The organism is Ktedonobacteraceae bacterium (assembly GCA_035653615.1).
In the GTDB taxonomy this organism is placed as follows: domain Bacteria; phylum Chloroflexota; class Ktedonobacteria; order Ktedonobacterales; family Ktedonobacteraceae; genus DASRBN01.
Genome location: DASRBN010000012.1, coordinates 164,244 through 176,277, shown reverse-complemented (window position 1 = coordinate 176,277; position 12,034 = coordinate 164,244). Strand labels below are relative to the sequence as shown.

At 58.9% G+C, this 12,034-nt stretch carries 10 protein-coding genes; 4 read left to right on the top strand and 6 right to left on the bottom strand.

Annotated features, from left to right (window positions below; all coding sequences use genetic code 11):
* Window positions 1-487: 487 nt before the first annotated feature.
* The 3 genes from VFA09_06975 to VFA09_06965 all read right to left on the bottom strand — a co-directional run bounded on the left by VFA09_06975 (window position 488) and on the right by VFA09_06965 (window position 4,269).
* Entirely contained in the window at window positions 488-2,248 is a 1,761-nt protein-coding gene (locus VFA09_06975) for an AMP-binding protein (protein HZU67006.1), read from the bottom strand.
* A gap of 64 nt (window positions 2,249-2,312) precedes the next feature.
* Window positions 2,313-3,212, bottom strand: a complete 900-nt coding sequence (locus VFA09_06970) for an alpha/beta hydrolase (protein ID HZU67005.1) — start codon at window positions 3,210-3,212, stop codon at window positions 2,313-2,315.
* Between the two features lie 43 nt (window positions 3,213-3,255).
* Window positions 3,256-4,269, bottom strand: a complete 1,014-nt coding sequence (locus VFA09_06965; GenBank protein HZU67004.1) for an LLM class flavin-dependent oxidoreductase — start codon at window positions 4,267-4,269, stop codon at window positions 3,256-3,258.
* 365 nt (window positions 4,270-4,634) lie between these two features.
* Between VFA09_06965 and VFA09_06960 the strand changes: the two genes are divergently transcribed.
* From VFA09_06960 to VFA09_06950, 3 genes are read left to right on the top strand one after another with little or no spacing between them, the layout of a single operon-like run.
* Window positions 4,635-5,264 carry a flavin reductase family protein gene (locus VFA09_06960; GenBank protein ID HZU67003.1) on the top strand — a complete coding sequence of 210 codons (630 nt, stop codon included), beginning with the start codon at window positions 4,635-4,637 and terminating at the stop codon, window positions 5,262-5,264.
* Between the two features lie 26 nt (window positions 5,265-5,290).
* Window positions 5,291-6,487, top strand: a complete 1,197-nt coding sequence (locus tag VFA09_06955) for an acyl-CoA dehydrogenase family protein (protein HZU67002.1) — start codon at window positions 5,291-5,293, stop codon at window positions 6,485-6,487.
* Window positions 6,487-7,740: an MFS transporter gene (locus tag VFA09_06950; GenBank protein HZU67001.1), complete on the top strand. Its 1,254-nt coding sequence runs from the start codon at window positions 6,487-6,489 to the stop codon at window positions 7,738-7,740. The genes VFA09_06955 and VFA09_06950 overlap by 1 nt, the downstream gene beginning before the upstream one ends.
* Window positions 7,741-7,826: 86 nt before the next feature.
* On the opposite strand, the gene VFA09_06945 is transcribed toward VFA09_06950, so the two are convergent.
* Window positions 7,827-9,590 carry a CocE/NonD family hydrolase gene (locus VFA09_06945; protein HZU67000.1) on the bottom strand — a complete coding sequence of 588 codons (1,764 nt, stop codon included), beginning with the start codon at window positions 9,588-9,590 and terminating at the stop codon, window positions 7,827-7,829.
* A gap of 132 nt (window positions 9,591-9,722) precedes the next feature.
* Window positions 9,723-10,961: an acyl-CoA dehydrogenase family protein gene (locus VFA09_06940; GenBank protein HZU66999.1), complete on the bottom strand. Its 1,239-nt coding sequence runs from the start codon at window positions 10,959-10,961 to the stop codon at window positions 9,723-9,725.
* 56 nt (window positions 10,962-11,017) lie between these two features.
* Here VFA09_06940 and VFA09_06935 point away from each other — a divergent pair, with 56 nt between their 5' ends.
* Window positions 11,018-11,158, top strand: a complete 141-nt coding sequence (locus VFA09_06935; GenBank protein HZU66998.1) for a hypothetical protein — start codon at window positions 11,018-11,020, stop codon at window positions 11,156-11,158.
* Between the two features lie 199 nt (window positions 11,159-11,357).
* On the opposite strand, the gene VFA09_06930 is transcribed toward VFA09_06935, so the two are convergent.
* On the bottom strand, window positions 11,358-12,032 hold the full coding sequence (locus VFA09_06930; protein ID HZU66997.1) for a TetR/AcrR family transcriptional regulator C-terminal domain-containing protein: 675 nt from the start codon (window positions 12,030-12,032) through the stop codon (window positions 11,358-11,360).
* Window positions 12,033-12,034: the final 2 nt, after the last annotated feature.

Sequence of the window (12,034 nt, the reverse complement as noted above, 5' to 3'; positions counted from 1 at the left end):
GGGTCACAGCGAAACCGTATGATCGCTCTCCCAGAGCCATTTTATAGGAAGCTGGCGGCGAAGCCGTAACACCCTGCCTTCCAAGCAGGCTGTCGCGGGTTCGAGTCCCGTCTCCCGCTCTCTTCGATGAACCGTCTCTTTACTGGCTCACCACAGGCCGCTTCGTGGCAAGCGAGCGGCGTGAGAGCCAGCAAGCAAGCGGTTTTATGTTGTGTCAAAAGGTGTACAGCGACATCCTGCCTCATTTTGGGGTGCGCATTATGTCGCGAGAAATCGTACCCCCGGTCGGGTAAATCCCCTATTTTCTCCGTACATAACGGGTCCCGAATATCGTTCGCCGTTGCTTTTTGTGCGTTTCGGGCAACAGGAAAGGAGTGTTCCTGGTCGTCGCACGGGTACGATTTCTCGTGAAGTCCCCTATTTATGCTGGCAGTCTTCTTGTGTGACCATGTTGTCTTCGCCCGGTCCGCAAGGGTGAACCATGCTCTTATTTTTCAGCCTTGCGGGCGCGTTCGCGCTCGCGCAGTTCTACTCTACGGATCTTGCCGGAGATCGTCTTGGGCAGACTGTCCACAAACTCGATCTCGCGTGGATACTTGTAGGGGGCGGTGACGCGCTTCACATGCTCTTGCAGTTCGCTTGCCAGCTCGGGCGAGGCGGTGTAGCCGGGAGCCAGGATGACGAAGGCTTTGACGATCTCGCCACGCATCTCGTCGGGGCTGGCAACGACAGCGGACTCGGCGACCGCGGGATGTTCTTTGAGCGCGCTTTCGACCTCGAAGGGGCCAATGCGGTAGCCGGCGCTGATGATGACATCGTCGGCGCGTCCCACGAACCAGAAGTAGCAGTCCTCGTCCTTGTAGGCGCGATCGCCGGTGATGTACCAGTCGCCGCGAATGCAGGCGTTGGTGGCTTCAGGATTGCGCCAGTACTCTTTGAACATCCACGTCGGGCGGTTCGGCTTCACGCGCACTGCAATATCCCCCTCTTTGTTGGGCGGCAGTTCGCTGCCATCGTGATCGATGACGCTGACCTCGAAACCGGGAGAGGGTTTGCCCATCGAGCCGGGTTTGACGGGGATGGGCGGGAAGTTGGCGCACAGCAGCACGGTCTCGGTCTGCCCGTAGCCATCGCGAATGGTCATGTCCGTCGCCTCTTCCCAGACCTTGATGACCTCCGGGTTGAGCGGTTCGCCCGCTCCCACGCAGTGGCGCAGTGCTTTTGGAGGATGGGCTTTCATATAGGCCATCGGTTCGTCGAGCACCATCATGCGGTAAGCAGTGGGCGGGGCGCAGAGCGTGCTGATCGGGTATTTGTTGAGCATCTCCAGGGTCTCGATGGGGTCAAATTTGCCGCGAGCATCCTGGATGAATATGGCCGCGCCCTGAATCCAGGGGCCAAAAAGATTGCTCCACGCAGCCTTTGCCCATCCCATTTCAGATAAATTCCAGACAAGATCGTTCTCGTGCAAGTCGAGCCAGTATTTGCCGGTAATGGTGTGGCCGATGGGATAGCTGGCCTGCGTGTGCAGCACCATCTTGGGATAGCCCACCGTGCCGGAGGTGAAGTAGACCAGGCAGGCATCATCGCTGCGTGTCTTGGGGCCCCTGTACTCGGGCGAAGCCTCACTGAGGATCTGTTGGAAATCGATCCAGCCTTCGTGGCCTGCTGTGCCAGCATTGGCCTCGTCGGCCAGGATGGCGTACTTGACGGTGGGACAGTCGGTACGCACCTGGTCGAATTTGGCCGCACCCTCGTGATCGGTGATGATGGCGACAGCTTCGGCGATCTCGGCGCGGAACTGGATGTCTTTGGGCGTCAGCAGCGTGGTACAGGGAATGGGGATGGCTCCCATCTTCATCAGACCCAGCACGGCTTCCCACCATTCGGGAATACGCGGCAACATCACCAGCACGCGATCGCCTTTTTGCATGTCTAGCGTGACGAAGGCGTTAGCGGCGCGGCTGGAACGTTCGGCAAACTGGGCGAAGGAAATGCGCCGCTCCTCCCCGTTCTGGCCCACCCAGAGCATGGCGAGCTTGTCGGGGTCACTGGCCCATTTACCGATCACATCGATAGCAAAGTTGAATTCTGCGGGAACATCCAGGTGGAAATGCTGCCGTTCCGCCTCGTAATCCGTCATGTTTGGCGTTGGCGTTTGTGTCATCTTGAGCGCTCCTTTGCACACTTCAATTGAACGAGACGAAGATATCGAGAAGGACCAGAAAAGGAGTATGATCCCACTCAATCGTCGCCCCTCCCCACTCACTTGCAGAACCGTACGTCAGCGTGTGGGGGTGAAACAAGCAATCTTAGGCCGTCATAGCAGCCAGCGGATTAGTCCGTGCAACCTCCTCTGCGAATCCCCCTGGGTCCACGACGTATCGGTTGAGGAAAGACGCGACAACTGTCGTGCTGACCTCGGTCAAACTCGGCGTGATATCGAATTCGTGGTTGACCCCTGAGAAGAGGTGCAGTTCGGAGGGCACCTGCGCCGCCTGGAGCTTCTCGAAGAAGCTGAGAGAGCCAGCGTGCGCAACTAGCATATCAGCGGTACCGTGGAGGATAATCGTGGGAGGAAACACCCCCGTGACATAATTGATGGGGCTTGCCGACGCGGCCTCTTCAGCGGTCCCCGCTGGCCCTAAGAGCATCGCCGCGGGGATCGAACCATCGGCACCTCGAATCGCCCGAAACGCCTCCGGGTCTGGAGGCCCGGCACTGATGTCGGGCATTGCCCGGTCAGCAGTGAGACGCGTTGGTGGGTAATAGGCGACGACGGCGGAGATCGGACCGGCTGGAGGTGCAGAAGCAAAATCTGGATCGAAATCTGGCTTGCCAAAGGTGCCCGCGGCCATCAGGGAGAGGTGAGCGCCAGCACTGTGGCCTTGCAGTACGAGCTTATTTGGATCGATGTCGAGTTCGCTGGCATGTGTGCGGGTCCAGCGAATGGCGGTTTTGACATCATGGAGCTGACCTGGCCACGGGATCTCGCCCAGAAAGCGGTACTCGACGGCCAGGGTGGTAAACCCGCGACTGGCAAGGGCTTCGCAGCGAGACTGCATCAACTTTCTGTCACCGGCTGCCCATCCCCCACCGTGAAGGATGAGAACGGCGGTACGGTGATTGATGGAGCTTGATGGCTGGTAGATATCGAGGTGCATCTCGCGGTCTTTGCGCGTCCCGTACACAGCGTCAAATTGAATGCTCATACATCCTCCTTTGTTGTACATGCTCGAAATGCGGCGAGCTTTATTAGACGGCTGCCGAGCCAACCTCTGCGGCGCGCAGGATGGGTGCAACACGGGTGCCAATTAGCTCATGAGAGCGGACAAGGTCCTCGTGAGGGAATAGCGCGAAATCGGCGAAGGCCATAACAACGCCGTAGCCACCAGCGCGGCACTGCTCAATCAACTTTTCGGCCACGGTTTGGGGCGAGCCAATGGCAAAGTCGTCCGGGTGCATCATCATGCGCAGAATGTTCGGGTCGGCCATCTCGAATCCCGCCGCACCCTCGCCGTTCGAGCCTGCTGGTGCCATCGTGGCGCGGATCAGGTCGAGTGATGCTTCGTACTTCTCCTGGGCCTCTGCGTCGGAGTCTGCCACGAAGACCCTGCGCCGCAGGCCCAGCATCAAGGGACTGCTAGACGTGCCTGCCGCCTCAGCCGCCTCGTGGTAACTGGCGGCGAGGGCAGCAGCAACCGGTGTGGGCGACCACGCGGTACACATCTTGTAGCCGCGTTCAGCACACCAGGCCGCCGAATTCTGCGACGTCACCGTCACCCACACCGATTGTCCTGGATGCAGGCACGGGCGAGGGACGATCGGAACCTGCTCAAGGTTGTAGAAGGTGTCATGATGCGTGACGAGCGGCTGCGCGAGAGCCTTTGCGAGCACCTCGACGGCGCTGTAGTAGCGCGGGCGAACCTGCTCCTCTGGAATACCGGCCATAACGGCCTCGATTGGGCCAGCACCTGGCGAAACCCCAGGCTCAAAGCGACCGTGCGTGAGGTAGTTGAGCATGCCACACTCCTCGGCATACCGCCTGCCGTCGTGTATCGACAGCACACTTCCCAGCGTCGTGAACCGGAGTCGCTGGGTTCGTGCCGCGACCGTTGCGACGAACAGGTGCGGTGAGGGTGACATGATCATGCCGAAGTGGTGTTCGGGCCAGGCCAGGCCGTCGAAACCCCAGCGCTCGCAATTCACCCAGAGATCGACGTAGCGGTCATACGCACCCTGAATGTCATCTGGTGTAAGCTCGGTCAATGGCACATACCTTTGCGGTGGGAGGAAATAAAAGCCCCAGGTCTCGATCATGTGTTTCTCCTTGCTTGTTGCACTGAGCGCTCAATCATTGACGATGCGCCCATGCGGCATATCACTCTCACGATGGAGAGGAAACCGCTCGTGCTGCATGTTCCTGCATTGTAGAGCCTCTGTGCCTGGCAGAGCAGTAGGTCCGCTGTTCCTGTACCCTCTTGACAAACTAGCAAAGCTAGGTTATCCTTGTTCTTAATAATAACCTAGCTTTGCTAGTTTGTCAAGGAGTTGAGACTTGATGTCGTCGTTCATACGTAGAGTAACCCGTAGAGAGCAGTCCGGCTCGATGACCTGACTGGAGGTAGCAGTCTATGTCTTTTACCCCATCTGACTTTCGTACAACCATGGCTCGTTTCGCAACAGGGGTGACGATCGTCACTACTGCCCTCGATCACACCTACTTTGGCCTGACGGTCAATGCCTTCAGTTCCGTTTCGCTCAATCCGCCCTTGATCCTCGTCAGCCTGGATCTGCGGTCACAGACCTACGCATCGATTCGCCGGAGCGGTGTCTTTGCCGTCAATGTGCTCACACAGGAGCAGGAACCTCTTGCCCTGCGCTTCGCCAGCAAGGACCTGTCGAGTAAAAGGTTCGATGACATTGCCATCCGCATTGGTGAGACGACCGGAGTGCCACTTTTTGCTGAAGCGCTGGCCTGCATTGAGTGCCGCGTGGCACACGAGTACCCCGGTGGCGATCACGCGCTGATGCTCGGTGAAGTCGTGAGCGTGGCTTTCCGCGACGATTCTCTATCGTATGAGCCGCTGCTCTACTATCGCTCGACCTTCTGGGTGAATCCGCAGGAGCGGGCAGCGAGCAAGCTACCAGTTTCAACCGTACAACCTGCTGCTGTGCAAAAAGAGGAAGGAAAAGGAGAAGAGATCCCTGCCAACCGTCTTATAGAGATATTTCCACTGCCGTTTGTCTTTTCATTTGAATAACCCTTGTCAGAAAAGGAGACAGAGCGATGTCGATCAGCGACACGACTGTGACCGATGAACTCCAGGAGTTGATTCGCCGCTCGGAGGAGCTGCGGAAAGTCTTTGCTCAGACCTCGGCCCAGGTTGATGCAGAGGGAGAAGATCCTGGCGAAAACCTGCGCCAGATCGCAGAAGCAGGAATATACCGCATCCATATTCCCCAGGCATATGGTGGCCTGAGCAACGGCACGTTCCCATTTGGCTTCGGAGCGGTCGCGGAAACAATCACCCAGCTCTCTGCCGGGGAAGGCAGCACCGGTATGATCTATACCGTGCAAACGGTGGTTCTGCGGGAACTCTTCGCTTCTCATGCGGACCTCCCTGAGTCGACGCTCAGGCAACTCGCTCACGAAGTTTTAGAAGAGGACGCCCGCTTCGTTGCCTCAAATGCCGAGACCGGAACCAGCGGTCGGGTCATAGCTCGCAAAGTTCCCGGTGGGATTGTAGTCAACGGCACCAAAACGTTCAACACCGGCAGTGGGGGAGCGCGCTATGCCAGTGTTGGACTGATCCTGGAAGGAGTAGAGGGGATGCATCACGCCCTCGTCCCTCTCAATGCCCCCGGCGTCAAGCTGCATCATGATTGGGATAATATGGGCCAGCGTGCGACCGTCAGCCAGAGCATCACGTATGAGGATGTGTTTGTGCCTGATGGCTGGCATTACCACCGGGCTGACCTCGACCCACTGCTAATCCCGGCTGTCTTTCTCCTGCATGGAGCGCTGGAACTGGGCATTGGCATGGGAGGCTTTGACGCCATGCTCGATTACGTGCGCACGGTCAATCGCACCATTCTTCCAGGCGTGAGGGGGGCTGCCGAAGACCCGCTCATGCGACTGCATGTGGGTGAATTCTCGACGAAGCTGGCTGCGGCCCATGCCCTCCAACGCGAAGTGGCTCACCTGGTCGAAACGTTTGAAGCGGGCCAGGACATCAGCGGACTGCTGGCTCATGCGATGCGTTCCAAGGTCGCAAGTGTGGATGCTGCGCTCACGACGACTGGCGGCATGCATGAACTCACTGGTGCTCGCAGTACCTCCAATACCTACCGGCTTGATCGCTTCTGGCGCAATGCGCGCACCTTCTCAGTACATGACGCGACCGACCTCAAGCTGCTCATGGTGGGTACGTATGAGTTGACCGGGACGATTCCTGCGCTCAATCCCTATCAGGTGCGCATCTGATGGCTAAATCAGACGAGCTTACGCTTCCTGGTACCGAACGCAAACCAGGGAAGCAGATCATCGCGTTGACCGTTCTTCTGCTTGTGCTGTGTCAGAGCCAGCAGATACTCGCGACGGGCGGCATCTCGCTGTTTCTCCCCCTGATCCGTCAGAATGTCGGCCTCGACTTCACGCAAGGCGGCACCCTGGCGGCAGCCTCGACCCTGACCTATGCGCTCATGCAGATTCCGGCTGGCTATCTGGCCGACCGCTTTGGTGCCAGGCGGTTGTTCCTGATGGGACTCATCGGCTCAAGCGTGCTATCATTGAGCTTCGCGCTGCTGCATGTCTACTGGCTCCTGGTGCTCAATCAGGCCATCTCCGGCTTCTTTCGTGCCTTGATGTTCGCTCCAGGGTTACTGCTGATCAACGCGCTTTTCCCGCCGAACCGGCGTGCGATGGCGATGGGACTCTACGTTGCCGGTGGCTCCTCTTCGAATGTCTTGCTCAATATTTTTGGTCCTTACCTTGTTGGTCCCTTAGGCTGGCGGCTCCTGTTTGTCCTGTTCTCCCTGACCGGGCTTCTCGTCACATTGCTCTACTGGCGTTTTGGATACCAGGGCGCCGGCACTGTTACTGGAAAACCACGGCCACTGCGCGACCTGCTGTCGCTCTTCAGGTATCGTGCCATGTGGTTGATCGGCTCGATTCAGTATGTGCGCCTTGCGGTCGCACTGGGGTTGCAATTCTGGCTGCCCACGTTTGTGGTCGTCGAAAAGGGATATTCCCTTCAGGTCGCCGGTCTGGTGGTGGCGTTGGGGGCAGCACTGACGGTCCCCTCGAATTTCCTTGGCGGCTATCTCTCGGACCGCCTGCGCAATCCCCTGCTGATCATCGGGACCGCCCTGGCCATGCTCGCGCTCACGACCGTCCTGCTGGTACGTGTCGAGAACCTCGTGTTCCTCCTGTTTGTGTGCGCGCTCAACGGGGTCTTTGTCCAGCTGTACTTCGGACCGCTCTTCAACGTGCCGATTGAGATGTTGGGGCCAGAGGTTGCAGGACTCGCGAGCGGATTTGGGAACTTCTTCGCCAACCTGGGTGCATTGACGTTTACTTATACTCTTGGGGCATTGAAGGATGCAACGGGTTCATTCGATGTTGGCCTGTATGGTATTGCCGCTCTCTGCCTCCTCGCGCTGATTTGTACGCTTCTGCTCGCGCGCATGAAGCCATTGACACGCGAGGAAGCAGTGCCCATGAGGGAGCTGCCCTGAGCGAGCCGTTTTCCATTCACCAGGCACCATCTGAAGAATCAGGGCGTCCGCGAAGGACGCCCTTTCCTGAACAAGCCAGACCACAGTCAACGGTCAATGATCGGCAGGATCAGACGCGACGGGTAATCCGGCCCGTGGTAGACGCGGTTGAGAGTGAGCACGAAGTCGTCTTCGGTCTCGCTTCCAATATCTCCTCCCGTGTTGGTGTTGCGGTCGAAGCGTGGAAAGTTGCTACTGGTGATCTCGAGGCGGAGGCGGTGGCCGGACAGGAAGACGTTTGATGTCCCCCACAGCTCGAACCGCAGCTCGTAGATCTCCCCGGGGATGAGAAGATGCGGGTGCGATGTTGATAGACGGTAGCGCCCGCGTAGCGCGCCTTCCGTGACAAACATGGCCCGCCCGTCAGGATGCACGTCGATGAGCTTCGCAATGAAGTCCGTGTCCTTCGCGGACGACGAGACATGCAGGACAAGGGTGATTGGTCCGGTGACCTCGACGGGTCGATTGAGTGTGTCCGTCGTATAGCACAGCACGTCGTCCCGCGCTTCGTTGGGCCGCTGGTCCGCGGGACCTGCCGCCAGCGATGTGTCGCTCACCATGGGCAGTCCGCCGTAGAGGTGACCACCGAGCGTCGGCACCGGACGTCGTGGGTCATAGAGGTATGCATCGACAGCATTGCTAGAGGGAGCCTGTGTCGATAGGACGCCGTCACCATGCATACTGTTAGCGCGCCCGGAGCCGCTCAAGTAGTAGTCGGTCCATGCAGTATCCGGCAGCGGCCAGTCAGTTTCGTCGCGCCACTGGTTGATGCCCATGATGAAGATGCGGACGGGTTTGGTGTCATCGAGCGCCCGCGCGTTTCCGTTGATCCACCGATCGTAGAACTTGAGGTGCCTGCCGGTAATATCCTGTGTCATCATGTCGCCGAGAGGACCGAAGTGCATCTCGGGAAACACGCCGGTCAGCACTCCGTGGCTCCACGGCCCGATCAGGAGGCGCTGCCCGGAGCGTGCCGCTTCACTCGCGCCGCGTTTTCGGAGGGCCATGTACGATGTCAGCGTCTGATTGATGAAGATGTCAAACCAGCCGCCGACGTTGAGCGACGGCGTCGTCATTAAGTCGTAACGCTCTGATGGGCTGATCTCGCGCCAGTACGCATCGCGATCGGGGTGATCGAACCAGGTGGCGTACCAGGGCGCGGTCGCCCGCAACTCCGGTCGGTCAGCAAGCGGCAGCCGCCGGTAGTAGCGAATTCCTTCGGCTGCCGCTTGCTGGAGCGCCCGCACATCTGGCGGGGAGCCGTTCTCGCGTGCGCCTGGCCGAGCCGCCAGCATCATAGCCATGTTGAGCGACCAGGCAATCGCGCAGTTCAATGCGAGCAACCCGCCCTCGTGGTGAAAGGCGCCGGCATAATGGTCGGCGCTGGTGTACGACGGAATCATTGCCAGCAACCTGCCATCGACCTTGCCTGCCGCCAGCGACCACTGGGTGAAGCCAAGGTAAGAGCGGCCATAGGTGCCGAACTTGCCGTTGCACCAGGGTTGATTCGCCAACCACTGCAAGAGGTCCTCGCCATCCCGCGTCTCGTCTTGCAGGGCTGTGAACTGTCCTTCCGAATTGCCGCTCCCACGTGAGTCCTGCCAGACCACAGCATAGCCAGCCTCCGCCAACGCCAGGATCGATGGCAGGTTGCGCCCGTCCGCAAGCATGCCAGCTATAGCCTTCCCATAGGGAAGCCGTACGACCAGGGCCGGGACAGGCTCAGCCGTGGCTGGTCGGTAGATGTCGGTCGCCAGGCGAACGCCATCGCGCATCGTCACCATGACGTCGCGCTCGATCATAATCTGCATTGATCTCCTCCTCGTGCGCGTACAAAAGATGGCCCATGGGTGGCACGCAACTGCCGGTTCAGGATGTGCGTCGCGGGCGAAATACCTGTGGCAGTTGAGGCAGGTCGCCCGCGACGCCACACCCTCGCGCCGCTAGAGGCGCGGAAGCAATGTCATCGGCATCTGACCCGTGAGTTCGATGGCGCCAACAATGGCGTCCTTCGCATCTGTGGAATCGTGGCAGGCGAACGTGCGAGCGTTTCGCCAGAACCGGTCAAGATGGTACTTGTTTGCCGTCGCGCGTGACCCACACACGTCGAACATCTGGTCGCAGACCTGCAAGGCAGCGCGCACCGACGCGGCCTTCGCGGCCATCGCTCGAGCTGAGAGTTGCATCATGTCCGTCTCCGGGGTGGCATGCTCAGCCTTTCGGGCAGTTTCCAGAAGGAGTGCGCGCGCAGCCCACAGATTGCCACGGTTGACGCCTATCAGCCGTTGCATGAACACATCGTCCCTGGCGGACGTAAACGCGCTCACACTCGGACGGTTGAGAGTGCGCGCGTAGTCCAGCATGGCGTCGTAGGCGCCCTCCCCGATGCCCTGGATCAGTACGGCGTGGTAGAGCATGCCGATTCCCAGTACGGGTCCCAGCGCCGCCAGGTCCAACTGATGGTGCCAGCCGTCGGGGACGAAGACGTTCTTGTAGGTGATGGTCTGGCTGCCCGTCCCCCGCTGTCCCATGTTGTCCCAGTCGTGATGCTGGATGACACCGGGGGCGTCGAGCGGGACGAGCGCCGCCATCGGCTTCTTCGTACCATCCTCCAGGATCAGGACACAGGCGACTTCCGCCCAGCCTCGTCCCTCACTCTGGGTGTTGAATTGCTTCACACCGTTGATGACGATACCACCTTCGACGGGCGTCGCGGTGACCGGCTCCTTGATGCCAGGTTGTGCAGCCGAGCCGACAAGCCTGGTATCGCCTTCCATGAAGCTGGCAGCGACCTGTTTCAGAGCGCCTTTTGACAGCCCAGAGTTGGGAAACAGAATGCGGATGTGCAATGCCTGCGTGAGAATCATTTGCCCGACGCTGCTCTCGCCTGCGCAGATGTTGATTAAGCATTCCATCAGCGGTTCGAGGGCGAAGGTAAACGAGCCGTCGCTGAGTCCACCATACTCGACGGGAAGGCTCAACCGGTGGATCTCTGCCTGCCAGGCGATCTGTATGCCGGCTTTCGGGTCCTCATTGATGTCCAGTGCGGGAGCGATCTTGGTGAGCTCTTCGCGCGCTTTCTCCGACCGCCGGACGATGTCCGCAATGGCTGCTGTGACGTTCTGGCCCTCTGCTGCTGGGGAGACGCTCCCGGTCTCCGTGTGATTCGATGTAGTGGTCATGTGTCCTCCATGGTGATGGAAATACTGTCGCGCAGTTCATGCTAAAGTGACTACCTGTGGCTCACCGACACACCGTGGATTCCCAACTCGCGGCAGATCATCTCCGCCACCTGCCGCTCGCTCAACCCCGGCGGCTCAGCGCCCATATCACCTTCTCCCTGCCGAGGTGGCTGAAAGCTGAAAGTCCTTTCGGCTAGCATTGCTAGGTGTGCCTGGAACCAAGTGTAACCTAGCAATGCAAGATTGTCAAGAGGCAGCTTTAACAAACGCACTGCTGTATCGATATGGGCTTTCAAAATGTCGAAGTTCGTGGAGGGCAATGTGGGGCAGAGGGAGCACCCTTGTTACGAGACAGCCTCAACCAGGGCGTCCACGAAGGAACACCCTGCAGGTATTCTATCTGCTTGTGCCGTTTGGGCGCTCTTTTGCGAGATGGGCACGCAGGCCCTCCAGTATTAAGGACAATCCGGCTTCAAACCATTCGTCCGCCTCTGCAGGCGAGAGAACATCAGTGCTGTGAAAAAAGGCAGCAATCCTGGGAAAACGTTCTCTATCGATAGGCAGCCTCAGGGGGCGAGGACTTTTCTCATCCACTCCATCCCAGAGAGAAGAGGGATCAGCCTGTGCTTCAAAGACATTGCCCAGGATAAAGTGAATGACCGTTATCACTCCAGCGGCAGCCGTGTTCCCGTCGAAGCCAGCATTCTGAAGCACATCCAGTGCCAATTCCAGGCCTTCAAAAAAATTGCTGATAGACACGTCCGCTTCCGCCAGGACTCGCGCCCCATCGCGATGAGCAAGCATCGTCCTGCGAAACCGGCGGGCAAAAGCTGCCAGCCAATCGGCCCAGTCCTGCTCAGGCCCTGGATGTCGGAGTTCGGCAAAGGCATCGGCGATCATCAACTCGGCCATATAGTTGAGTAGTTCTTGCTTGTTCGTAAAGTGCCAGTACAACGATGGGTTCTGAATATCCAGGTACGCGGCAAGGCGACGCATGGTCAAACCATCTAACCCAACCTCATCCAATAAATGCAGTGCGGCATGTGCTACCGTTTCGCGTTGTAGTGACAAGT